The 24,176-nt window shown below is 75.6% G+C and carries 19 protein-coding genes; 5 read left to right on the forward strand and 14 right to left on the reverse strand.

Annotated features, from left to right (window positions below):
- Positions 1 to 23: 23 nt before the first annotated feature.
- Genes E4A51_RS12245 through gmd form a run of 3 tightly spaced genes read right to left on the reverse strand, consistent with a single transcriptional unit; the run spans position 24 to position 2,744 of the window.
- Positions 24 to 467 (reverse strand): adenylyltransferase/cytidyltransferase family protein, encoded by a 444-nt coding sequence (locus E4A51_RS12245; RefSeq protein ID WP_087508932.1) that lies wholly within the window; start codon positions 465 to 467, stop codon positions 24 to 26.
- Positions 464 to 1,759: a glycosyltransferase family 4 protein gene (locus tag E4A51_RS12250; protein ID WP_240696459.1), complete on the reverse strand. Its 1,296-nt coding sequence runs from the start codon at positions 1,757 to 1,759 to the stop codon at positions 464 to 466. The genes E4A51_RS12245 and E4A51_RS12250 overlap by 4 nt, the downstream gene beginning before the upstream one ends.
- 1 nt (position 1,760) lies before the next feature.
- Positions 1,761 to 2,744, reverse strand: a complete 984-nt coding sequence (gene gmd / locus E4A51_RS12255; RefSeq protein WP_134851903.1) for a GDP-mannose 4,6-dehydratase — start codon at positions 2,742 to 2,744, stop codon at positions 1,761 to 1,763.
- 171 nt (positions 2,745 to 2,915) lie between these two features.
- Here gmd and E4A51_RS12260 point away from each other — a divergent pair, with 171 nt between their 5' ends.
- A complete protein-coding gene (locus E4A51_RS12260) occupies positions 2,916 to 3,641 on the forward strand; it encodes a CDP-alcohol phosphatidyltransferase family protein (protein ID WP_070319681.1) in 726 nt (241 codons plus the stop codon).
- Between the two features lie 1,096 nt (positions 3,642 to 4,737).
- Here the strand turns inward: E4A51_RS12260 and E4A51_RS12270 are convergent.
- On the reverse strand, positions 4,738 to 6,438 hold the full coding sequence (locus tag E4A51_RS12270; RefSeq protein ID WP_206120042.1) for a hypothetical protein: 1,701 nt from the start codon (positions 6,436 to 6,438) through the stop codon (positions 4,738 to 4,740).
- A 110-nt stretch (positions 6,439 to 6,548) separates the two neighbouring features.
- On the opposite strand from E4A51_RS12270, the gene E4A51_RS12275 reads away from it, so the two are divergent.
- Positions 6,549 to 7,730, forward strand: coding sequence for a glycosyltransferase (locus E4A51_RS12275; protein ID WP_206120044.1), 1,182 nt, complete (start codon positions 6,549 to 6,551; stop codon positions 7,728 to 7,730).
- Here E4A51_RS12275 and E4A51_RS12280 read toward each other — a convergent pair.
- Complete coding sequence (locus tag E4A51_RS12280) at positions 7,703 to 8,560, reverse strand: glycosyltransferase family 2 protein (protein ID WP_070319702.1); 858 nt, start codon at positions 8,558 to 8,560, stop codon at positions 7,703 to 7,705. The two genes, E4A51_RS12275 and E4A51_RS12280, sit on opposite strands and share 28 nt — an antisense overlap.
- 175 nt (positions 8,561 to 8,735) lie before the next feature.
- Between E4A51_RS12280 and E4A51_RS12285 the strand changes: the two genes are divergently transcribed.
- Both E4A51_RS12285 and E4A51_RS12290 read left to right on the forward strand, forming a co-directional pair.
- A complete protein-coding gene (locus tag E4A51_RS12285; RefSeq protein ID WP_167748905.1) occupies positions 8,736 to 10,370 on the forward strand; it encodes a polysaccharide biosynthesis tyrosine autokinase in 1,635 nt (544 codons plus the stop codon).
- Positions 10,367 to 11,017: a hypothetical protein gene (locus tag E4A51_RS12290; protein WP_134851905.1), complete on the forward strand. Its 651-nt coding sequence runs from the start codon at positions 10,367 to 10,369 to the stop codon at positions 11,015 to 11,017. Before E4A51_RS12285 ends, E4A51_RS12290 begins: the two co-directional genes overlap by 4 nt.
- 157 nt (positions 11,018 to 11,174) lie before the next feature.
- Here the strand turns inward: E4A51_RS12290 and E4A51_RS12295 are convergent, their stop codons facing one another.
- Positions 11,175 to 11,651 (reverse strand): hypothetical protein, encoded by a 477-nt coding sequence (locus tag E4A51_RS12295; protein WP_134851906.1) that lies wholly within the window; start codon positions 11,649 to 11,651, stop codon positions 11,175 to 11,177.
- On the reverse strand, positions 11,648 to 15,706 hold the full coding sequence (locus tag E4A51_RS12300) for a LamG-like jellyroll fold domain-containing protein (RefSeq protein ID WP_134851907.1): 4,059 nt from the start codon (positions 15,704 to 15,706) through the stop codon (positions 11,648 to 11,650). The genes E4A51_RS12295 and E4A51_RS12300 overlap by 4 nt, the downstream gene beginning before the upstream one ends.
- A gap of 144 nt (positions 15,707 to 15,850) precedes the next feature.
- Here E4A51_RS12300 and E4A51_RS12305 point away from each other — a divergent pair, with 144 nt between their 5' ends.
- A complete protein-coding gene (locus E4A51_RS12305) occupies positions 15,851 to 16,402 on the forward strand; it encodes an acetyltransferase (protein ID WP_070319686.1) in 552 nt (183 codons plus the stop codon).
- Positions 16,403 to 16,420: 18 nt separating this feature from the next.
- Here the strand turns inward: E4A51_RS12305 and E4A51_RS12310 are convergent, their stop codons facing one another.
- The 7 genes from E4A51_RS12310 to glmU all read right to left on the reverse strand — a co-directional run bounded on the left by E4A51_RS12310 (position 16,421) and on the right by glmU (position 24,059).
- Positions 16,421 to 17,386, reverse strand: a complete 966-nt coding sequence (locus E4A51_RS12310) for a GDP-L-fucose synthase (protein WP_070319687.1) — start codon at positions 17,384 to 17,386, stop codon at positions 16,421 to 16,423.
- 16 nt (positions 17,387 to 17,402) lie between these two features.
- Entirely contained in the window at positions 17,403 to 18,929 is a 1,527-nt protein-coding gene (locus E4A51_RS12315) for a sugar transferase (protein ID WP_134851908.1), read from the reverse strand.
- A 147-nt stretch (positions 18,930 to 19,076) separates the two neighbouring features.
- Complete coding sequence (gene pth / locus E4A51_RS12320) at positions 19,077 to 19,694, reverse strand: aminoacyl-tRNA hydrolase (RefSeq protein WP_070319689.1); 618 nt, start codon at positions 19,692 to 19,694, stop codon at positions 19,077 to 19,079.
- A gap of 88 nt (positions 19,695 to 19,782) precedes the next feature.
- The gene (locus tag E4A51_RS12325; RefSeq protein WP_087510087.1) at positions 19,783 to 20,400 is read right to left on the reverse strand and encodes a 50S ribosomal protein L25/general stress protein Ctc; all 618 of its coding nucleotides are present in this window, start codon (positions 20,398 to 20,400) and stop codon (positions 19,783 to 19,785) included.
- 359 nt (positions 20,401 to 20,759) lie between these two features.
- The gene (locus tag E4A51_RS12330; protein ID WP_134851909.1) at positions 20,760 to 21,410 is read right to left on the reverse strand and encodes an SIMPL domain-containing protein; all 651 of its coding nucleotides are present in this window, start codon (positions 21,408 to 21,410) and stop codon (positions 20,760 to 20,762) included.
- Position 21,411: 1 nt separating this feature from the next.
- Entirely contained in the window at positions 21,412 to 22,395 is a 984-nt protein-coding gene (locus E4A51_RS12335; RefSeq protein WP_046530244.1) for a ribose-phosphate diphosphokinase, read from the reverse strand.
- Positions 22,392 to 24,059 (reverse strand): bifunctional UDP-N-acetylglucosamine diphosphorylase/glucosamine-1-phosphate N-acetyltransferase GlmU, encoded by a 1,668-nt coding sequence (gene glmU, locus E4A51_RS12340; RefSeq protein WP_134851910.1) that lies wholly within the window; start codon positions 24,057 to 24,059, stop codon positions 22,392 to 22,394. Before glmU ends, E4A51_RS12335 begins: the two co-directional genes overlap by 4 nt.
- Positions 24,060 to 24,176 lie beyond the last annotated feature (117 nt).

Raw genomic sequence — 24,176 nt, forward strand, 5'->3', positions numbered from 1 at the left:
ACGCCGCCCGTCGGCACCGCGGCTCACACCGCGGGTCGCTCCAGCTCCGCGAGCGCCGCCCGCAGGATCGTGCTCGACGTGTGGACCGTGTACGGGAAGTACACGACCTCGACGCCGACCCGCGCGAACCGCCGCTCGAGCTCCTCGCCCTTCGGCGTGCCGCGCCAGTCGTCGCCCTTGAAGAAGACGTCGAACCGCAGCTCGCGCCACGTGTCGAGCTTGTCGAGGAGCACCTCGTGGTGGACCTCGTCGACGAAGGAGATGTGGGACACGATCTCGGCGCGCTCGACCAGCGGGACGACGGGCCGGCGCCCCTTGGTGATCTCGAGCACCTCGTCGGCCACGACGCCCGCGATCAGGTGGTCGCACCGCGCCTTGGCGTGCCGCAGCAGGTTGAGGTGCCCCACGTGGAAGAGGTCGAACGCCCCGGCCGCGTACCCGACGCGGGCGCCGTCGCCGCGGCTCACGCCGCGACCCCCGCGCCCGTGCGGGCCACCAGGCCGCGCAGCAGCCCGACGTAGCGCGCGCGTGCCGCGGGCTCGCCGTAGGTCTCCTCGCCGAGCCGGCGCGCCGCGGCGGCCAGCCGGTCGCGCAGCCCACGGTCGGCCCGGAGCCGCTCGACGGCGGCCAGCAGCGCGTCGGCGTCGCCCGGCGGCACGACGAGCGCGGCGTCCGCCGCGACGAGCTGGCGACCCGCGATCCCCTCGCGCTCGACCGCGGCGAGCACCGGGCGCCCGGCCGCGGTGTAGCTCGTGAGCTTGCTCGGCAGGCACATCTCGCGCACGCCCGGACGCTCGTGCAGCAGCAGCACGTCGGCCGCGGCCAGCACGAGCGGGTACCGCTCGGCGTCGACGGGGTCCAGGACGCGGACCGTCGGCAGGCCGGCGGCCGCCGCCACGAGCTCGTCGCGGCAGTTGCCCGAGCCCACGAGCACGAGCTCGACCCCCGTCACGCCGCGCGCCGCCGCCAGCAGCGCGGCCTCGACGACGTGCTCGAGCCCCTGCTTGCGCCCCATGTTGCCCGTGTGGACGACACGGAACACCGACGGGTCCCAGCCGAGCCGCGCGCACGCCTCGTCACGGGTGGCCGCGCTGGGACGCACATGCGTGAAGTTGCCGACCTCGACGATCCGGTCGGCCGGCACGCCGGCGGCCGTGAGGGTCGCGCCGAACTGCGGCGTGATGACGCCGACCGCGGCGCACCGCCGCAGCAGCGCGACCTCGGCGCGGCCGATGAGCGACGCCGCGGCCCCGCCGGTCGAGCCGGACTCCTGCGCGCCGCGCCCGGTGAGGTCCTGCACGACGACGCCCACGGGCCGGCCGCGCGCCCCCGTGACCGCCGCGGCCAGCGCCGACATCGACGGCGTCACGGCCACGACGACGCCCGCGGCGCTGCGCCGCACGAGCGGCGTCGCGCGCCGCAGGAACGACGCCTCCATGCGCGCGCGTCCGCGCAGGTCCGCGGACGCGGGGACGTGGTGCCGGACGCGGTGCAGCGCCACCGCGCCGTCGCGCTCGTGCCAGGACCGCCCGCGGGCGTACCGCTCGTCCTCGACGCGCCAGGCCGGGTAGTGGGGCACTCCCGTGACGACGTCGACGACGGCACCCGCGTCGGCCCACGCGCGGGCCATCGCGGTCGTGTACGGCGCGATCCCCGTGGTCTCGGGCGCGTAGTTGATGCCGACGAGGCACACGCGGCCCAGGCCGGACGCCCCGACCTCGCGGCGGTCCGCCGCGACGTGGTCGACGGTGGTGGCCACGTCAGCTCCCACCCAGCGCGCGGATCTCGGCCTCGGTCATGATCGCCGCGAGCTCGGGCGTGTGGACCTTCGCCGTCCAGCCCAGCTCGTCGGCCGCCTTGGAGGCGTCGCCGATCAGCGCGTCCACCTCCGTGGGCCGCAGGTAGCGCGGGTCGAACTCGACGTGGTCCTGCCAGTCCAGGCCGACGTGCTCGAAGCAGTGACCGAGGAAGTCGCGCACGGTCGAGGCGACGCCGGTCGCGAGCACGTAGTCCGAGGGCGCGTCGGCCTGCAGCATGCGCCACATGCCCTCGACGTACTCCTTCGCGTAGCCCCAGTCACGCACGGCGTCGAGGTTGCCGAGGTAGAGCGTGTCCTGCTTGCCGGCGGCGATCCGCGCGGCCGCCGCCGCGATCTTGCGGGTCACGAACGTCTCGCCGCGCCGCGGCGACTCGTGGTTGAACAGGATCCCGTTGACCGCGTACATGCCGTAGGCCTCGCGGTAGTTGCGGGTCATCCAGTACGAGTAGACCTTCGCGGCGCCGTAGGGCGAGCGCGGCCAGAACGGCGTGAGCTCGTTCTGCGGCGGCGGCGTCGCACCGAACATCTCCGAGCTCGACGCCTGGTAGAAGCGCGTCTGCACACCCGTCGCCCGGATCGCCTCGAGCAGGCGCGTCGAGCCCATGCCCGTCGTCTGGCCCGTGAACTCGGGCTCGTCGAAGCTGACGCGCACGTGCGACTGCGCCGCGAGGTTGTAGACCTCGTCCGGGTGGACCTTCTCGAGCAGGGTCGCGAGCCGCGTGCCGTCCGTGAGGTCCGCGTAGTGCAGGAACAGGCGGGCGCTGGGGTCGTGCGGGTCCTGGTACAGGTGGTCGATCCGCTCGGTGTTGAACGTCGAGGCGCGGCGCACCAGCCCGTGCACCTCGTAGCCCTTCTCGAGCAGCAGCTCCGCCAGGTACGAGCCGTCCTGGCCCGTGATGCCCGTGATCAGCGCCTTCTTGGCCATGGATCCAGCCCTCCCCGTTCGCGACGTTTGGGTCAAAGTAGCCATGTTTGTCCCTTTCGCGGGACCTTGTGGTGGAAAATCACCCGTCCGCCGCGGCACGGGCGACCCCCGCGTCGGTACGTTCGACGGGTGCGCCCGCGCCGGCGCACCACGACGGCAGGGAGGACCCCCATGGAGGTGTCGGTGGTGCGCCGCCTCGCGACCGCGCAGAAGTCCGCACGGGGCGTGTCCCTCTACTCGCGGCACGTCAACCGCCCGTGGGGTCGTCTGCTCGCGGCCGCGGCCGTCCACCTGGGGCTGTCCGCCCAGACCGTGACCTACCTCTCCGCCGCCGTGACCGCGACGGCAGCGCTGCTGCTCGCGCTCGTGCCGCCGTCGGTGGCGCTCGGCGCGGGCGTCGCCGTGCTGCTCGCGCTCGGCTTCGCGCTCGACTCGGCCGACGGGCAGGTCGCCCGGCTCACGGGCACCGGGTCGCTCGCCGGCGAGTGGACCGACCACGTCGTCGACGCCGGGAAGATGGTGCTCGTGCACGCCGCGGTGCTCGTCGGCTGGGCCCGCTGGGACGTCGTCGACGGCGCGTGGCTGCTCGTGCCGCTCGCGGCGCAGCTCGTCGCGACCGTCGGGTTCGCCGGCGGCACGCTCGCCGAGCTGCTGGCCCGCAGCGCCCCGGACGGCGACGACGGGCCCACGGCCCCCCGCCCGCCGTCCACGGCGCGCGCGCTCGCCCTGCTCCCCGCCGACTACGGCGTGCTGTGCTGGACGTTCGCGCTGTGGGGCGCGGGCACGGCGTTCCGCTGGGCGTACGCGACGGTCGTGCTGCTCACGGCCCTCGTGGTCGTCGCGCTGCTGCGCCGCTGGTTCGCGGGCCTGCGTCGGCTCGCCGGGGCCCGCCCGTGACGGAGGCCGCGGGAGCGCGCGCACGGCTCGGCGGGGTCGCGGCGGTCGCCGACCAGGGCCTGTCGAGCCTCGGCAGCATCGCGCTGCTCGTGCTGGTCGCGCGCCGCTCCCCCGCCGAGTCCTTCGCCGTCTTCTCGCTCGCGTACGTGGTCTTCACCGTGCTCCTGGGCCTCGTGGCCGCGTACGTCGGCCAGCCGCTCGTGCTCGTGCGCGACCCGGTCGCGCGGCGCCAGGCCGCGGGCGACGCGCTCGCCGCCACCGCCGCCGTCGCGCTCGCGCTCGGCGCCGCCGCCGTCGCGGCGGGGCTCGCCGTCGGGGGCGGCACCGCGCACACGTTCGCCGCGCTCGGCGCGGTGCTCGTCGTGCTGCTCACGGTCGAGGTCGCGCGGTACGCGTTCGCGGCCGCGCGCGAGCCGCACCTCGCGCTCGCGGTCGACGCCACCAAGGTCGCCGTGCTCGTCGCCGTGCTCGCGCTCGTGCCCACCCCGACGCCCGCCGCCGCGGTGCTCGCCTGGGGCGCGGCGTACGTCCCCGCGCTGGTCGTCGCGCTCGCCCTGCTCGCGCGCCGCGTCGCCCGGCCCCGGCGCCCGTTCGCGGCCCTGGTCGCGCGCGACCACCTGGGACGACGCTTCGCGACCGAGTTCGCCGTCGGCAACGGCTCGAGCCAGCTGACCGTCCTGGGGCTCGGCACGTTCGGCACCCCCGCGGCCGTCGGCGCCCTGCGGGGCGCGTCGACCGTGTTCGGGCCGCTCAACGTGCTGCTCACCGCGTCGACGTCGTTCGGGCCGCCCTACGTCGGGCGGCTGGTCGGCGCCCGCGCCCGGGTCCGGGCGGCGGCACGGCTCGGCGGCGCGCTCGCGGTGGTCGCCGGGCTGTGGGGCCTGACGGTGCAGCTGCTGCCCGCGTCCGTGGGCCGGCAGGTGCTGGGCGACACGTGGCAGCACGCGCACGCGCTGTTCCCGGCGACCACCGCGCAGTACGTCGCGATGGCCCTCGGCTCGGCCGGCATCCTCGCGCTGCGCGTCGTCGCACCGCGCGCGACGCTCGCGATCCAGGTCGTGTTCTCGGCCACGACCGTCGTGCTCGTCGTCGCCGGCTACCTCGTCGGCGGCGTGCTCGGCGCGGCCTGGGGCCTCGCGCTCGGCTCGGCGCTCAAGGCCGTCGCGCTGTGGGTGCGCGCCGCACGGCTGCGGGGCTCGGCCCTGCCGGACGACCTCGCCGCGCCCACCGACCGCGACGGCACGGCGCCGCGCGCGGCGACCGTCGGCGCGGCCTCGTCGGCGTCCGACCAGCGCCGCATCTGACGGTCCCAGAGCACCAGCACCAGGCCGCACGCCGCGAGGATCGCGAGCCGCCCCATGGCCTGCAGCAGCGACCCCCGCAGCAGGATGAACGCGTACCCGGCGACCACGGGCACGACGACGAGGACCGGGTCGCTCACGCGCGCGCGCCGGAGCGCCACGAGGTAGCGGCGGTCCGCGCGCGCCGCGGCGAGGCCCAGCGCCGCCGACCCGAGGACGACCGCGACCCAGCCGCCGTCGACCCACAGCTCCGCCCACCACGGCGACGACAGGTTGGTGTTGACCGTGCCCATCCACTCGCCCACCAGGACCCCGGTGTCCTGCGCCTTGCCGGGCCAGACCTGCCGCGGCACGAAGAACAGCACGGCGCCGAGCAGCTGCCGCCCACCCGTGTGACCCTCGCCGACCTGCGTGTACGTCACGGTGTTGGCGACCATGACCATCTGGTCGAAGTCCTTCATCGCCATGGTCGTGAGCACCGACTGCGACTCCAGGGGCCGGTACCCCGCCTCGTCGTAGCGGAACCGGTCGGCGTAGGGGAAGACGACGACCGCCGCGACCAGGCCGCCGACCAGGACGGTCCGGTACCAGCCGCGCCGCGCACCGACCAGCACGAACACGGTCGACAGCAGCACGGTGAGCGCCCAGTAGCGCGGGTTCGAGACGGGGTTGTTGACGACGACGTTCGCGCCGAGCAGCGCGAGCCAGGTGCCCACGAGCACGACGGACCGACGAGCCGGCCGCACCGTCAGCAGCACCCGCGTCAGCGCCAGGAGCATCACGAGCACCGGCATCGTGCCGCCGCCCCGCAGCAGCGCAGACCCCACCTGCGAGCCCGCGTCGGCCAGGCCCGCCGCGCCGATGCTCTCGCTGATCGCCTGCCGCGACGAGAAGAAGGTCGCGGGCCCGCCGAGCCGGACCACGAGCGCCACGCTCACGAGCAGCGCGACCGCCGAGCCCGCGACGAGCAGGCGGTAGGGCCGCAGGTCCGACGGCGGTCCGGTCACGGCGCGGCCGCGGGGGGACGACGGCGCGGCCGGCGCCACGCGCGCCGCGACCGCGCCGTCCGCGTCCGTCGAGCCGCGTGCACCGGACGCGGCCGGGCGACGACGTGCCACGACGAGCTCCGCGACGTCGAAGGCGACGCACCCGACCAGCACGAGCAGGATCGCGGTCGTCAGGTGGTCGCGCGTGCCGACGAACAGCGTGGGGAACTGCCCGATGACCAGCTGCGCGAGCGGCGCGATCCCCATCGCGGTGTACACGAACAGCCAGAACGCCCCCTGCAGCGGGCGCGTGAGCCCGCGCAGCAGCACGAACGCCAGACGCGTGCCGGCGTACGCCGTGAGGAGCAGCTGCAGGACGAACGCGAGGTCGCGCTCGCCGGTGCCGCGCTGCAGCCCGACGACGACGGGGAGCATGCCGCCCAGCACGACCACCAGCGGGGCCGCCCACCACTGCCGCAGGTCGCCCGCCTGCGACGAGCCCGCGCTCACGGTCTCTCACCCGCCGAGGCGCTCCCGGCGCCGCTCGGCGAGCGGTAGCGTGACGCGCGGCCGGCGCGACCCCGTGCTCGGCACCCCCCTCGAGCAGGAGCGACGCCGACGTGCCGACCGCCAGGACGACCGACCCCGCCGCGACCGTCGAGGGGCTGCGGGTGCTCCACGTCGTCACGCTGCACACGCCGGAGAACGCGTTCGGCGGCCCCACGCGCGTGGCGCTCAACCTCGCGCGCGGCCTCAACGCGCGCGGCGGCCGTGCGCGGCTGGTCGCGCTCGCCGACGGCTTCGACGACCTCCCGGACGCGGTCGAGGACGTGCCGGCGCGGCTCTACCGGCGCCGGCGCCTCGCGCCCGCCCTGGAGGTCAGCGGCATCACGTCGCTCGCGCTGGGCGCGGACCTGCCGCGCCTGGTGCGGCGGGCCGACGTGGTGCACGTGCACCTCATGCGCGACCTCGTGACGCTGCCCGCCGCCGCGGTGGCGCTCGCCGCGGGCGCACCGCTCGTCGTGCAGACGCACGGCATGGTGGACCCGAGCAGCAAGCCGCTCGCGCGGTTCTTCGACGCGCTCGTCGTGCGCCGCGTGCTCCGCCGCGCGGACGTCCTGCTGCACCTCACGGACGAGGAGCGCGACGACGTCCGCGCGACCGCGCGCACCGCGCTGCCGCACGCACGACGCCTGGTCAACGGGGTCGAGCTGCAGCCCCGCCGGCCGCTGCCGCAGGCCCCGCGCGTGCTGTACCTGGCCCGGCTGCAGGACCGCAAGCGTCCCGAGGACTTCGTGCGCTGCATGCCGGCCGTGCTGGCGCAGCACCCCGGCGCGCGGTTCGTGCTCGCCGGCTCGGACTCCGGGGCGCTGGCACGCACGCTCGCGGTCGCCGACGAGCTGGGCGTGCGCGACTCCCTCGACGTGCTGGGCGGCCTGCCGCACGACGAGGCGCTCGCCGAGCTCGCGCGCGCGAGCGTCTACGTCCTGCCGTCCGTCGGCGAGACGTTCCCGGTCTCGGTCCTCGAGGCCATGGCGTGCGGCGTGCCGGCGGTCGTCACGTCGTCGAACGGCCTCGCGCCGGACGTCGCCGAGGCGGGCGCGGGCGCCGTGGGCGACGACGTCCCGACGCTCGCCGCGGCCGTCGCGCGGCTCCTCGACGCCGACGCGAACGACGCGGCGTCCCGCGCGGCGCACGCGCTGGTGGCGGCGCGCTACTCGATCGACGCGGTGGTCGACGAGCTGGCGCACGCCTACGCCGACGCGCGCGCGGCTCATCCCGCGCGCCGCGCGACGGCCTGATCGGCCCGCTCGAGCTCGCGGACCTTCACGCCGATCTGCCAGTAGTACGTCGCGAGCGCGACGGCGTAGTCGAAGCCGGCGCGGCCGTCGAGGAACCCGCGGCGCGCGACGAACGCGTACACGAAGAACGCGAGCGGCTTGAACGGCACGCGGTCGAACAGCGCGCCCTTGGCGGTGCGGCGCGCGGCCACGTCCGCGCGGAGGGCGGCGTGACGGCGCAGGTACGCCTCCCAGTCGGAGTAGCGGTTGTGCCGGTCGAACCAGCTCGCGACCGGGTCGCGGTCGTCGTGCACGACGCGGTGCCGCAGAGCGCCGACCGTGCCCGTGGTCTCGGGCTGGTAGTGGCCCTCGACCTCCCGGATGCCGGGCGCGTCGAGGTCGCCGACCTCGGGGAACGCGCACCGCCGCCGGTCGAGCAGCGAGCGCTTCGTGACGCGGTGGCCGTGCCGCAGGTACCGCCCCGCGAACCGGTACAGCAGGGCGACGTCGTACGCGCCGTGCTCGTCGACGCGCCCGGACCGCACGAGCGCCGCGATCTCGTCGACCAGCGCGGGTGACGGGAACTCGTCGGCGTCGAGGAGCAGCACCCAGTCGTGCCGCACGCCCGCGTGCTCGAGCGACCACTGCTTCTTCTTGGGGTAGCCGCCGTCCCACGTGAACGGCACGACGCGCGCGCCGTGCTCGACCGCGATCTCGGCCGTGCGGTCCGTGCTGCCGGAGTCCACGACGACCACGTCGTCGAAGCGCTCGAGCCGGCGCAGGCTGTTGCCGAGCGTCGCCTCCTCGTTGCGCGTCAGCACGATCACGCTCACCGGGACGTCCCCGCTCATGCCCACCACCCGCCTCTCGTCGCGCGCCCATCGTGCCCGACGCGGGCCCCCATACGGCGCAAAGCGGACAGAATCACCCGCTCGCCGGGGCCCTGCGGAGCGACATCACCCGGACGCCGCGGGAGGCCGCCTGTACAGTCAAAACCTCCGAAACCCGACGAGAACGGACACCCTCGTGGAGATCGCACGCTTCGTCCAGCTGCTGCGCGCGCGGTGGCTCGCCGTCCTCGCGTGCGTCGCGCTGGGCACCGGCGCCGGGCTCGCCCTGCCGCTGACCATGACCCCCGTGTACGAGGCCCGCGCGCAGACGTTCATCACGCTCGCGGACGCGTCCGCGCCCGACGCGTCGCTCTTCGCGTCGTCGCAGTTCACCATGAGCCGGCTCAAGTCCTACACGATGCTCGTCGGGAGCCCGGGGGTGCTGGGGCCCGTCATCGCCGACCTGGGGCTCGGCACGGACGTCGCGACGCTGCGGGACGCCGTCACGGCGAGCAACCCCAGCGGCTCGTTCATCATCTCGGTGACCGCGCAGTCCGGGGACCCGGCGACGTCCGCCGCGATCGCGAACGCCGTGTCCGAGCGTCTGGGCACCGCGATCGAGGACCTCGAGGCGTCGTCCGCGGGTGCGCAGGTCTCGGCGCAGGTGGTGCGGGAGGCCGAGCCGCCCGCCTCGCCGACGTCGCCGCGGCGCAAGCTCGCGCTCGCGCTGGGGCTGCTGGCCGGGCTCGCCGTCGGGCTCGGGCTCGCGGCGGCGCGCCAGCAGCTCGACCGTTCCGTGCGCACCGCCGAGCACCTCAAGCAGGTCACGGGCGCCGGCGTCCTGACCGAGGTGCCCCTCGACCCGTCGATCGCGGGCGTGACGCGCTCGCTGTCCGTCACGGAGTCGTTCCGCACGCTGCGCGCGAGCCTGCGCTTCGTCGACGTCGACCACCCGCCCCGCGTCATCGCGGTCTCGTCAGCGGTGGTCGCCGAGGGCAAGACCTCGACGGCGGTGAACCTCGCCGCGTCGCTCGCCGCGAGCGGCAGCACGGTGTGCCTGGTCGACGCCGACCTGCGCCGGCCGGGGGTGTCGCAGCACATCGGCATCCTCGACTCCGTGGGGCTCTCCGACACACTCATCGGGGAGTACCCGCTGGACGACGTGCTGGTCGACTGGGAGGACGGCGTCACGGTGCTGCCCGCCGGCACGCTGCCGCCCGACCCCGCGGCGCTGCTCGGCTCGCAGGCGATGACGGCGACGGTCGCCGCGCTGCACGAGCGCTTCGACTTCGTCATCCTCGACACGCCGCCCCTCACGCCCGTCGTCGACGGCGCGGTGCTCGGCGCCCTCGCCGACGGCACGATCCTGGTGGTGCGGCACGGCAGCACCGACGCCGCGGCCGTCGCGCGTGCCGCCGAGACCCTCGACGACGCGGGCGCGCGGCTGCTGGGCACGGTCCTCAACCGCGTGCCGCGCACGCGGCGGCGCCGCGCCGAGTACTCGTACGTGCCGCGCACGCGGACGGGCCCCGGCCCCGCACGGCACGCGGACGGCGCACGCGCGGACGACGACGCGGCCGACGGCGCCGCGCCCCGTGCCACGGACCAGGCGGCGGCGGGCTCGACGTCCGACGTGGCCGACTCCCCGGCGCCGACCGACGTGAGCGACCAGCCCGCGCCGACCGACGCCGACGACCGGCGCGCACGGACCGACGCGGCCGACGGTCCCGCACCGGACGCACCGGACGACCCCGAGCAGGAGCAGGCCCCCCGGGCCGCGACGACGACGGACCGCACCGCTCGCGCCGCCGCCGGCGCCGCCCGGCCGTGACGCGCGCCGACGGCCCCCTGCGCGTCCTGGTGGTGTGCCGTGCCAACGTGTGCCGCTCGCCGCTCGCGCGCGCGGTGCTCCGGTCGACGCTCGGGGACGGGGTCGAGGTGGTCGCCGCGGGCACGCACGCACCCGTCGGCAGCCCCGCGTGCTCCCTGGTCCGCGCGCGGGTCGAGGCCGAGGCCTGGATCCCGCCCACCACCGGCGCGCGCGCCGTGACCGCGGCCGAGCTGCGGTCGGCGGACCTCGTGCTGGGAGCCGACCGGACCGTGTGCGCCGACGTCATCGCGCTGCTGCCCGCCGCGCGCCCGCGCGTGTTCACGCTGCGCGAGGCCGGCCCCGTGGCCCGCATCGCGCTGGGGACGACCCGCGACGCCACGCGACCCGTGGGTGCCCGCGAGCTCGTGCGCCGCATGCCCGCGGCACGCGCGATCGCCTGGCACGCGGACGTCGCCGGCGCGACGGGCCGGCGGCGGCGCGGCGCGGGAACGACGCAGCCCGAGGGCGCGCGCTGGGACGTGGCCGACGGGCACCTCGAGGACCTCGCCGCCCACGAGCGCACGATCGACGCCGTGGTCGCGGCGTGCCACGACCTGGTCGACGTCCTCGCCCGCGTGCTCGACGAGGAGAGCGCGGCGCGGAGCTGACCTGGGTCCTCCTCGAGCGCCTCGGTCGCCGTGCGCGCCCTGCCCGGCCTGCGCTGCCCTCACGCGCCCGGCCCGGCACGCGTCCCCGGCCGACCCGCGGCACGACGACGCCCGGCGGGCGGGGCCGTCGCGACCCCGCCCGCCGGGCGCGCGTCCGTCAGCGGCCGGCCTGGTCGACGTACGTCGACAGGTCGGGGCACAGGTGCTCGACCGCGTCCGGCCACTGCGCCGCGTCCGGGTCGTCGCGCAGCGCCTCGACGAGCACGTCGGCGTCGACCGCCGCGAGGTAGCGCATGCGGGCGCACACCTCGACGCCCGCCTCGAGCACGGCCGCCGGGTCGACGCCGTCGGGCACGCGCCCCTCGAGGTACGCGTCCGCCTGGTCGTCGTCGGGCGCGGGCGGCTCGACGGACGTGAGGTCGGGCGGCGGGGCCGACGGGTCCACCGACGGTGCGGCGGCCGGTCTCGTGGGCGACGCCGAGGGCGCGGCCGACGCCGACGCGCCGTCCGCCGCGTCCCCGGCACCCCCGGCACCGGGTGCGGGCGTGGCCGCGGTGCACCCGGCGAGCAGACCGCCCGCGAGCGCGAGGACCGCCACCGGTGCGCCGAGCGCGCGGCGCGTCCGGGCGCTCACGACGCCTCGAACGTGAGCGTGAGCTGCGGACGGTACGACGCCGTCGTGTGCTCGGAGGACCACAGCCACACGTTGTCCGTGCTCGTGGACGTCAGCGCGAGCGTCTGCGTCGCCCCGAGCCGGCCGTCGAACACGAGCGGGTCCAGCGGCGTCGTGTACACCGTGCTGGGCACCGACCCGCCGGGCCACGTCCCCACGACGACGCCCGAGAGCGCCGGCCGCCCGGCGTACACGAGCGTGGCCTGCGACCACCCGGACTCCGCCCACTGCCAGGTGTACGGGTCGACGGACCCCGCGCTCGCCGCCGTGGTCGTCCGGACCCGCAGCGCGGCGCCCGTCAGGCGCAGCCCGGCGGGTGCCGGCGGCAGGTCGAACTTGAGGTAGGTCGCCTGGAACGGCGTCCCGCCGCGCGCGCTGAGCTGGTTGAAGGTGCCCTGCGGCGTCGTGGGCGCGCTCTGGTTGACCCACGTGTCCTCGGTGGGCGCGAGCACCACCGTCACGGGGTCCGTCGACGGTGCGACGGTGGCCGTGGCCGGGTCCGACGGCGGGCCCGTGTTGCCGGCGGCGTCGCGCGCGACGACGCGGTACGTGTACGACCCGATCGCGAGCCCGGTGTCGGTCCACGTCGTCGCGGTGACCTGGGCGACGCGCGTCGCCTCCGACGGGACGAACCCCGGGTCGGTCGAGCGGTGCACGTCGTACCCGGTGACCCCGCGGTCGTCGGTCGCCGCCGTCCAGGACAGCTGCACGGTCGTGCCCGTGACGCCCGCCGTCAGGGCCGTGGGGGCCGAGGGCGCCGCGGCGTCCGGGCCCGTCACCGTCACCGTGACCGGTGCGCTCGCGGCGCCGACGTTGCCGGCGGCGTCCCGGGCGAGCACGCGGTAGGTGTAGGTGCCCGGCGCGAGCGCGGCGTCGGCGTACCCGGGTGCCGCGACGTCGCCCAGGTGCGTCTCGGCCGAGGGCGTGAACGCCGGGTCGGTCGACCGGTGCACCTCGTAGGACACGACGCCGACGTCGTCGGTCGCCGCGGACCACGTGAGGGCCACGTCGCTCTCGCCGGCGGTCGCCGCCAGGTCCCCCGGCGCCGAGGGCGCCGTGAGGTCGGGCGGCGGCGTGCCGGTGCCGAGCGCGTGGTGCTGCGCGACCTGCGCGGCCGTCAGCACGGCGGGGTACACCGCGACCTCGTCGACCGAGCCCACCAGGTACGGCGAGGTGGACCCCCACGTCGGGTCCCCGCCGACCTTCCAGTACCCGGTGTAGGCCTGCGCGGCGCCCTGCGGGTTGGTGCCCACGAGCGCGCCGTCGACGTACAGGCGCATGCCGTCGGCAGGCGACTGCGTCGCGACCACGTGGTGCCACGCGCCGTCGTTGTACGGCGCGGGCGTCGTGATGGTGTTCGCGGACCCCGTCCAGACGCCGAACACCAGCCGCCCGTCGTCCTGCAGGTACACGTGGCGGTCGTAGTTGCCCGACAGCCCCGTGCGGTTGTCGCCGAACCCGATGAGCTTGCCGCCGCGGTTCGTCGTGCTGCTGAACCACAGCTCGAGGGAGTACGTCGACGGGTTCGTCGTGCTGAGGTCGCTCACGACGTTGCCGCCGCCGTTGCGGAACCGCACGCCACGGCCGTCGGTGCCCACCACGGGGCTGTCCGCGCCGAGCGTGACCGCGCCCTGGTAGCTGCCCGTCGCGCCGTACGGCCCGGAGTCGGCGGCGGTGGTGCCGCCGGTCTCGCCGAGCCGCCAGAACAGGTCGGGGCCGAGCGCGTGCACGGCCTGGCCGTACGCGTCGGGGGGCGGGGTCTGCCCGGGCAGCGTGCGCCCGGACGCGGTGTAATGCGCCTGGACCTGCGCCGCGGTCAGCGCGGTCGGGTACACCGCCGTCTCGTCGACGTCCCCGCCGAAGTACCGCGACGACGGCTGCGACGGCCACCCGTCGAGGTTGTCGCCGCCGACCCGCCAGCTCCCCTTGTAGGACTGCGCCGTCGTGGTCCCGTTGCGGCCCACGGGCACGCCGTCGACGTACATCGTCATGCCGGAGGCGCCCTGCGTGGCGACGACGTGGTGCCACTCGCCGTCGTTGTACGAGCGCGGGCTCGTGACGGTCTGCGTCGAGCCGGTGTACACGCCGAACACGAGCTTGCCGGCGTCGGTCATGTAGACGTGCCGGTCGTAGCTCCCCGACGTGCGCAGCGCGGCGGGCGACATCCGGTTGGACTGGCCGTTGCCGAACCCGACGATCTTGCCGCCCTGCGTGGACGTGGTCCGGAACCAGGTCTCGACCGAGTACGTCGACGGGCCCTGCTCGATCCAGTCGCTGTGGGCGGTCCGCCCGTCGCCGAAGCCCATCGCCCAGCCGCCGTCGCCGACGGGGCTCGTCGTCGACCGGAACGCGGGCGTGCCGGTGAGCACGCCGTTGCGGCCCTGCCCGGCCGAGTCCCACGCGACGCCGCCGGAGCCCTCCTCGTAGCGCCAGTACAGGGACGGCTGGTCGGCGAGGACCGCCGCCGGGTAGGCGACGTCGGACGAGCGGGCCGCGACCGACGCCGCGCCGGACAGCGCGCTCACGTTCGTGCCGTCGGTCGCGCGGACGCGGTAGGAGTACGTCTGCCCGGGGGTCACCGACGTGTCGACGAACGAGCCCTGGGGGCGCGTCCAGAAGGACGAGGCGACCCGCACGGTCGCGATCGGCGTCGCGCCGCCGTTGCGGAAGACCTCGTAGGCGAGCTCGGAGTCGTCCGGGTCGACGACGCTGCGCCAGCGCACGTGCACGGCGCCGGTGGTGGTGGACTCGACGGTCACGGTGGGGACCGGCGGGGCGCCCGTGTCGACCTGCCCGAACCGCGTGAGGCCCTGCTGCGCGCTGCCGTTGGTCGTCGTGAACTCGCCGCCCACCCACAGGTACTGCTGGGAGCCCGCGGTGGCGACGGCCAGCGCGCGCGGCCCGATGCTCTCGCCGATGCCGTCGTTCGTGTCGGGGTACCAGCCGGCGAGCTGCGCGTCGTCCACGCGCTGCGCCGTCAGGTGGGTCCGCTTGCCCTCGGTGAACCAGCCCATCGACTCGCAGTCGTGCGCGTGGTGGCCCGCGTACAGCAGGCCGTCGTGCTCGAGCACGGCCTGCGTCGCCCCGAGGCACGTGTCGCGCCACACCTGGTCGAGCGAGCCGTAGGCGAGCGCGAGGCGGCCGTCGAACACGCCGCCGCCCGTGCCCTCGTTGCCGACGTAGAAGCCCGCCTGGCCGGCGTCGACCGCCTTGGTGACGGACGTGTCCGGGATGAACCCGCGCGGGTAGGTGCGCGTCACCGCGCCCGTGCCCGCGTCGACGGCGGCCAGCGAGTGGGAGTTGGCGCCCCCGACCGTGAAGAAGTCGCCGCCGAGCATGACCGTGCCGCCGTCGGGCGAGACCGCGATCGCGCGGCCGACCGCGTCGGCGTCGGCCCGCCACGGCAGGAGCGCACCGGTCCGGGCGTCGAGCGCCGCGAAGTAGTCGCGCCGCTCGCCGCCGACGGTGCGGAAGTCGCCGCCGACGTACAGCACGTCGGGCGTGGCGGCCAGCGCGCGGACCGTCGCGGAGACCGACGGCGCGGTGAACGTCGACCGGACCGTGCAGGTCGCGACGTCGACGGCCGCGATCTTGTTCGCGTAGGTCGAGTCGACGCGTCCGAACAGGCCGCCCACGTAGAGCGTCGCGCCGTCGGGCGAGGTCGCGAGGGCACGGACCGTGATGCCGCTGCCGACGCTCAGCTGGGGGCGGCACGACGTGGGCTGGCCCGTCGTCGTGTCGAGCGCCACGAGCCCGGTCACCGGGATCGCGGAGCCGGACCCGCCGGACGGCGGGCGCAGCTGCGAGAACGTGCCGCCGGCGAACACCTTGTCGCCGGCGGCCGCGAGCGACCACACCACGCCGTTGGTCTGCCACGTGGGCAGGCTGTCGGCGCTGAAGGCGACCCCGGGCGTGAGCGCCTGCGCGGGCGCCGCCCCCACGGGTGCGGCGACGAGCGCCGCCGCACCGAGCACCACCGTCGCCACGGCGGCGACGATCTTCGACTTCCTGACCACGGGCCACCTCGCAACGAACGCGCCATCCCGGTCCGGCCGGGCGTGGCGACTCTAAGACGCGTATGTCCCGTTTTGCCCTCTCCTGGGGGCTTTTCACCCGGATGACCACCCGCGGGGAGCAGCACGCGCCGCTACCGTGGGCCGATGCCGATCGCACCGCCACCGGCCCGCCGCCACCTGGCCGGGTTCCGCGGCACGGGGTACGACAAGGGTCGCCCGGCCGCCGTGCAGGCGCTGTGGCTCGCCGTCTCCGGGCTCGTGGTCGTGCGGTGGTGGTGCCCGGCGTCGCTGCGGGCCGCTCTGCTGCGCGCGTTCGGCGCGCGCATCGGCACCGGCACGGTGATCCGCCACCGGGTCCGCGTGCACTGGCCCTGGAAGCTCACGGTCGGCGACGACACCTGGATCGGCGAGGGCGCCTGGATCCTCAACCTGGAGCCCGTGACGATCGGCTCCGACGTCTGCATCTCGCAGGACGTGCTGCTGTGCACCGGGAGCCACGACGCCCGGTCGGCCACGTTCGAGTACGACAACGCGCCCGTCGTCGTGCAGGACGGCGCCTGGGTCGCCGCGCGCGCGACGGTGCTGCGGGGCGTGACGATCGGCGCCGACGCGGTCGTCGGCGCGACGGCGCTCGTGACGACGGACGTGCCGCCCGGGGCGCGCGTGCTGGCGCCGCGGGGGCACGTGGTGCCCTGACGCGGCACCCGAGAGACGTCAGACGCGCACGGCCCCGGCCTGCTCGCGGTACCACGCGACGGTGCTCTCGACGCCCTCGGCGAGGCCGATGCGCGCACGCCAGCCCGTCGCGTGCAGCCGACCCACGTCGAGCACCTTGCGCGGCGTGCCGTCGGGCTTCGAGTCGTCCCACCGGGTCTCGCCGGTGAAGCCCGTGCTGCTCGCGACCAGGCCGGCGAGCTCGCGGATCGTCACGTCGGTCCCCGTGCCGACGTTCACGTGCAGGTCGTCGTCGTAGTGCTCGAGCAGGTGCAGGACGGCGTCCGCGAGGTCGTCGACGTGCAGCATCTCCCGGCGCGGTTCGCCCGTCCCCCAGTTGGTGACCGTCGGCGCCCCCGTGCGCGCGGCCTCGTCGTACCGGCGCACGAGCGCGGGCAGCACGTGCGAGCCCGTCGGCGAGAAGTTGTCGCCCGGGCCGTACAGGTTCGACGGCATGGCGCTGATCCACGGCAGGCCGTACTGCCGACGCACGGCCTGCACGTGCAGGATCCCCGTGATCTTCGCGATGGCGTACGCGTCGTTGGTGCGCTCGAGGGGCCCCGTGAGCAGCGCCTCCTCGGGGATCGGCTGCGGCGCGAGCCGCGGGTAGATGCACGACGACCCGAGCAGCAGCAGCCGCTCGACGCCCGCTCGCCGCGCGGCGTCGAGCACGTTCACCTGGATGCGCACGTTGTCCGACAGGAAGTCGACCGGCTGCTGCGCGTTGGCCCAGATGCCGCCGACGCGCGCGGCCGCGAGCACCACGTGCCGCGGGCGCGTCGCGTCGACGAACTCCTCGACGCGCGCGGCGTCGCGCAGGTCGAGCTGGCCGGAGGGCAGACCGACGAGGTCGGTGAAGCCGGCCGCGCGCAGCCGACGCCAGACGGCGGACCCGACGAGGCCGCGGTGACCCGCGACCCACACCCGGTCGTCACGGTCGAGCGGTCCGGGGGTGAAGGTCGTCATGGTGCTCCTGTCGGTGTCAGTACGCGCCGGCGCCCGTGAGCACGGCACGCGCGGTCTTCCAGATGATCAGCATGTCCATCGCGACGGACCAGTTGTCGACGTACCGCAGGTCGAGCCGCACGGACTCCTCCCACGACAGGTCGGAGCGCCCGCTGACCTGCCACAGCCCCGTGAGGCCGGGCTTGACGTGCAGACGGCGCTGCACCTCGTCGGGGTACACCGCGACCTCCTCGAGCAGCGGCGGACGCGGCCCCACGACCGCCATCTCGCCGCGCACGATGTTGAGCAGCTGGGGCAGCTCGTCGATCGAGAACCGGCGCAGCACGCGCCCCACCGGGGTCACGCGCGGGTCGTCGGCCATCTTGAACAGCACGCCGTCGCGGTGGCCCGACGCGAGCAGCGCGGCGCGCCGCTCGTCGGCGTCGCGGTACATCGTGCGCAGCTTGTACATCGTGAACGTCGTGCCGTCGCGGCCCACACGGGTCTGACGGTAGACCGCCCCGCCGGGCGACGTCAGCGCGACCGCGGCCGCGGCGACGAGCAGCACGGGCGACAGCACGACGAGCGCGGCACCGGCCATCGTGGCGTCCATGGCCTGCTTGAGCAGCAGCCGCCCGCGGGGCGCACCGACCTCGACCTCGAGCAGCGAGAGCCCGACGGCCGGGCGGACCGTGAGCCGCGGGCCCGCGACCTCGACGAGGTCGGGCACGACCACGAGCCGCGCACCGGCACGCGACAGCGCCCAGGACAGCCGCCGCAGCGCCTCGCCCGAGAGGCACGAGCCCGTCACGAGCACGACCTCGGCGCCGCGGTCCGCGACGACCTGGACCACGTCCGCGACCGCACCGAGCACCGGCACCCCGGCGACCTGGTGCGCGAGGTCCACCGACGGCAGGCACACGCCGTCGATGCGGTACCCGTGGTGCGGCGCGCGCGAGAGGTCGCGCACGAGCCTGCCGGCCGCGAACGGGTCGCCGACGACCACGGTGCGCTGCATCGCGTGGCCGAGCGCGCGGCGGCGGCGCAGCCGGCGCTGCGCGACGAGGCGCACGCTCCACGTGAGCGCGAGCGCGACCGGCACGCCGACGAGCACGTAGCTGCGGGGTACGTCGAGCCGGAACACGTACCCGAGCAGGATGAGCGCGACGACGAACGCGAGAGCGGCGCGCAGCGCGACCTGGAACTCGCCCGGGCCGTCGCCCGTCTGCCGGCGGCCGTAGCCGCCGCCGACCGCGACCAGGAGGACGAACGCCGCCGCGGCGACGCCGGCGACGACGAGCGACTCCAGCAGCCCGGAGTGCACGCGGTACACGACGGCGGTCGTCGCACCGACGACGGTCGCGTCGCCGCCCGCGACGGCGAGCGCGTGCCGCAGTCGCACGGCGCGCCAGCCGTCGGCCTGCGCGAGCGGGTCGGAGTTGAGCACGGTGCGGCGCCGGACGAAGGGCTCGGAGGACGCCCACGACCGACGGGGCTCGAGAGCCCGGCCGCGCCGCTCGTCCCCCTGGTCGCCCCAGACCCGTTCGCCCGCCGTCAGTGTCATGGCTCCCCCGTGGTCCGCTCGCGTGATGACGAGAGGCTAATCGCCCCTTTCGGGGTGATTGGGGGTTAACGTCCGATTTCACCCTCTTCGGGCGGTGATGTCACCCTTGTGCGGGTGTGCATCGGGTGACCGGCAGGCGAACGACCGTCAGACCTTCGTGTGGAACCGCAGCTGCGCCGCCTCGAGGCCCTCGAGCACGACCGCCTCGACGGCGTCGGCCGCGCGGTCCACGAGCCACGGCAGGTCCTTCTTCTCGGGGCCGGAGAAGTCCTTGAGCACGAAGTCCGCCGGGTCCTGCCGGCCCGGAGGGCGCCCGACGCCCACCCGCACGCGCACGTAGTCCTTCGAGCCGAGCGCCTTGGACGTGTCGCGCAGGCCGTTGTGGCCGCCCTCACCGCCGCCGCGCTTGAGGCGGACGTCCGCGAACGGGATGTCGAGCTCGTCGTGCACCATGACGACCCGCTCGACCGGCACGTCGTGGTAGCGCGCGAGCGCCGCCACGGGGCCGCCCGACACGTTCATGTACGTCGTGGGCTTGGCGAGGACGACGCGCGGGCCGGGCGCACCGCCCGGCAGGGTGCCGAGGCGCACGTCGGCCGACACGGCCTGCGGGCGCCGGCCCAGCAGGCCGCCGCGCGAGGAGAACGAGGCCCCCGTGCGGCGCGCGAGCTCGTCGAGCACCATCTGGCCCACGTTGTGCCGGTTGCCCGCGTACTGCGCGCCGGGGTTGCCGAGGCCGACGACGAGCCAGGGTCCGTCGCTCACGGTGGGGTCCTCCAGGGGTGCCGGTGGTGGGGGTACGACGACGCCCGGCACCGTGCACGGTGCCGGGCGTCGCGGGGAGCTGCGGTGCTCAGGCCTCGCTGGCGGACGCGGCCGACTGCTCGGCGGCGAGCTCGGCGGCGGCCTCCTCGGCGGCCACGTCGGCGGCCGACGCCTGCGGCACGGTGACCGTGACGACGACGATCTCGGCGTCGGTGACGAGCGTCGTGCCCTTCGGCAGCGTGACCTCGCCGGCCGTGACGGCCGAGCCACCCTCGAGGCCCTCGATCGAGACCTCGACGTGCTGCGGCAGGTGGGTGGCCTCGGCCTCGAGCGACAGGTTCTGCGTCTCGACGACGTGGATCGTGCCGGGCGCCGACTCGCCGACGATCGTGACGGGCACGTCGACGGCGACCTTCTCGCCCTTCTTCACGATGAGCAGGTCGACGTGCTCGATGACCTGACGCACGACGTCGCGCTGGACGTCCTTGACGATCGCGAGGGTCTCCTTGCCGTCGAGCTCGATCGAGTACAGCGCGTTCGAGTTCTTGAGCGAGAGCATCGTCTCGTGGCCCGGCAGCGTCACGTGCAGCGGCTTGGTGCCGTGCCCGTAGAGCACCGCGGGGATCTGGTGCGCACGGCGGATGCGGCGCGCCGCACCCTTGCCGAACTCGGTACGGGCGGTGGCGACGAGCTTGATCTCGGACACTGCTGCTCCTCAGGCGTTCCGGTGGCGCCGCGGAGTGCCGCGGGCGCGGGGTCTGGCAGTCGGTGGACCCGCAGGAGCGAGGCTCCTCGGGTGGTCGGGCACGGGGCCCGGTGGCCTCGACGCGGGGCGCAGGACGGGGACCTGGACGCACACGGAGGCGACCACCCAGTCGATCACGGAGCCGGGGGCCGTTCCGGAGATGGTGCTTCCGGGTCGACCGTCCGTCGTCCCTCGCCGAGGCAACCGGACGATCCTAGCGGACGCGGGCCGGGACCTCGAACCCCGCCGGGGCGGTCGCGGACGTGCGCCCCGTCACCCGAGCGGTGCCGTCAGGTGCCCTCAGGGGCCGCCACGTGCCGTCAGGTGCCGTCGCCCCAGTCCCAGCGCACGGTGACCGTGGCGCGCACGGACTGCTCGCCGGGGTCCACCGGGAGCGCGAACGCGTCGGCGCCGAGCGCGCGCGCGAACCGCGGCACCTCTCCCCCGGCCGGGTCGCCCTCGTGCACCCAGCGCACGTCCCCCAGCGGCCGGCCGGCGAGGGCCGCGAGGTGCGTCGCCTTCTCGTGCGCGTCCTGCCACGCGGCCTCGCGCGCGCGGGCGTGCGCGGGCGCCGGGTCGGCCACCACGAGCCGCAGGCCCCCCAGGCGCACCGCCGGTCCGCCCGCGGCCAGCGCCGCACCCACGACGTCGCCCGCGGTCGCGGTGTCGCGCAGCGTCACGACGACCCCCATCCGTGCCACGACCCGCAGGTCGCCGTCCGGACCGTCCTGCTCGGTCCAGGTCGCGACGTCGCCCGTCCGCACCGCGCGGTCGTCGACGCCCGCGGCACGCAGCGCGGCGCGGACGGCCGCGAGCGCGGTCGTCGCGTCGCGCAGCGCGACCGCCACGTCCCGGTCGCGGACCTCGGTCGCGAGGTCCGCGAGGACCACGTCCGGCACGGCGTCGGCCGCGCCGGACCCGCGCACGGTCACGCCGCCGGGGGCGTCGGTGCCGTGCGCGGGGCCCGTCATGTCAGGCGTTCCCGTCGAACAGCGACGTCACCGAGCCGTCGTCGAAGACCTCGCGGATCGCGCGCGCCAGCAGCGGCGCGATCGACAGCACCGTGAGCTGCGGGAAGCGGCGCTCCTCGGCGACCGGCAGCGTGTCGGTGATGATCACCTCGCGCGCGCCGCACTCCTGCAGCCGCTCGACCGCCGGGTCGGACAGCACGCCGTGCGTCGCGGCCACGATGACGTCCTTCGCACCGGCCTCGAGGACCACGCGCACGGCGCCCGCGATGGTGCCCGCGGTGTCGATGAGGTCGTCGACGATCACGCAGCTCTTGCCCTCGACGTCGCCGACCACGCGGTTGGCGACGGCCTTGTTGGGGCTGCGGATGTCGCGCGTCTTGTGCACGAACGCGAGCGGTCCCCCGCCGAGCTTGGCGGCCCACTGCTCGGCGACGCGGATGCGCCCGGCGTCGGGCGACACGACCGTGACGTTCGAGGTGTCGACGCGCGTGCGCACGTACTCCACGAGGATCGGCTGCGCCCACAGGTGGTCGACCGGCCCGTCGAAGAAGCCCTGCGTCTGCGCGGCGTGCAGGTCGACGCTCATGATCCGGTCGGCGCCGGCGGTCTTGAACAGGTCGCTGACCAGGCGCGCCGAGATCGGCTCGCGCCCGCGATGCTTCTTGTCCTGCCGTGCGTACGGGTAGAACGGCGCGATCACGGTGATGGTCTTGGCCGACGCACGCTTCATCGCGTCGATCATGAGCAGCTGCTCCATGAGCCACTGGTTGATCGGCGAGCAGTGCGACTGCAGCACGAACGCGTCGGCGCCACGCACCGACTCCCCGAACCGCACGTAGATCTCGCCGTTCGCGAAGTCGTACGCGTCGGTCGGGAGCAGCTCGATGCCGAGGTGGTCGGCCACGTCCTTCGCGAGCTCCGGGTGCGCGCGCCCCGACGCCAGGACCAGGCGCTTCTCCCCGTCGTGGCTGATGATGCCGGTCATCGCGTCCCGTCCTCGTTCGTCGTGCCGCCCGCCGGTGCGTCGGTCGGGTCGTCCAGCTGCGCCGGCTGCCCGGGCAGGTGCGGGGGCGGCGTCACGGGGATCGCCGCGGTCGCGGCGCGCTCGCGCTCGGCGCGCGCCTGGGGCGACAGGCCCGCGACGTCGCGCGTGCCGCGCGCCTTCGCGGCGGCCTCGGCGGCGGCGGTGCCGGCGCGCGAGCGCTGCACCCAGCCCTCGATGTTGCGCTGCGAGCCCGCGCTCACCGCGAGCGCGCCCGGCGGCACGTCGCGCCGGACGACCGTGCCTGCGCCCGTGTACGCGCCGTCGCCCACGACCACGGGCGCGACGAACATGTTGTCCGAGCCGGTGCGGGCGTGCGAGCCGATCACCGTGCGGTGCTTGTTGACGCCGTCGTAGTTGACCGTCACCGACGCGGCGCCGATGTTGGAGTGCTCGCCGATCGTCGCGTCGCCCACGTACGACAGGTGCGGGATCTTCGAGCCCGTGCCGATCTGCGTGTTCTTGGTCTCGACGAACGTGCCGATCTTGCCGTCGGCGCCGAGCTCGGTGCCGGGCCGCAGGTAGGCGAACGGGCCGACGGTGGCGCCCTCGCCGATCACCGAGAGCGAGCCGTGCGTGCGCACGACGGTCGCACCGGCGCGCACCTCGACGTCCGTGAGCGTCGTGTCGGGGCCGATCGTGGCGCCCTCGCCGATGCTCGTCGCGCCGTGCAGCTGCACGTTGGGCAGCAGCGTGACGTCCCGCGCGAGGTCGACGTCGACGTCGACCCACGTGGTCGCCGGGTCGACGACCGTGACGCCCGCACGCATCCAGTCCTCGAGGAGGCGGCGGTTGAGCTCGGCCCGCAGCACCGCGAGCTGCACGCGGTCGTTGACGCCCTCGACGCTCAGCCGGTCGTCGGTCCGCAGCGCGCGCACGCGCCCGCCGTCGCCGCGCGCGATCGCGAGCACGTCGGTCAGGTACACCTCGCCCTGCGCGTTGTCGCGGCCCAGCCGCGCGAGCGCGCTGCGCAGCACGGCCGCGTCGAACACGTAGACCGACGTGTTGATCTCGGCGACCGCGCGCTGCTCGTCGGTCGCGTCCTTCTCCTCGACGATCCCGAGCACGTCGCCCGTGCCCGGCTCGCGCAGGATCCGGCCGTAGCCCGTCGGGTCCGGCACCTCGGTCGTCAGGACCGTGACCGCGTTGCCGTCGGCCGCGTGCGCCGCGAGCATCTGCTCGAGCGTGCCCGCGTCCAGCAGCGGCACGTCGCCCGCGACGACGACGACCGCGCCGTCGAGCACCGAGCCCGCCGCGGCACCGCCCACGTCGTGCCCCGCGGCGACGACGTCGGCGGTCGCGGCCTGCGCGGCCGCGTCCAGCGCGGTCATCGCGACCTGCACCGCACGACCCGTGCCCGGCACGTCGTCCTGGTCGACGAGCAGCGCGTCCGCGTCGACCTCGAGCACGTGCGCCGCGACCCGCTCGCGCTCGTGCCGCACGACCACGGCGACGCGGCCCGGCTCGAGCGCGCGCGCGGCGGCGAGCGCGTGCCCGACCATGCTGCGACCGCCCAGCTCGTGCAGGACCTTGGGGGTCGCGGACCGCATGCGGGTTCCTTCACCCGCTGCGAGGACGACGACGGCGGCTGGGCGGGGGACGGTCACCAGGGGTGCTCCTCGCGGGTCTGCCCGGTGGACGGGCACTTGGTCTGCCGTGGAGCGACTCTACCGCCGCCGCGGTGCGCGACCCGACCGTTCGCGACGCGTGGCAGAGTGACGCCC

Source organism: Cellulomonas sp. HD19AZ1, from assembly GCF_004535805.1.
GTDB classification, from domain to species: Bacteria; Actinomycetota; Actinomycetes; order Actinomycetales; family Cellulomonadaceae; genus Cellulomonas; species Cellulomonas iranensis.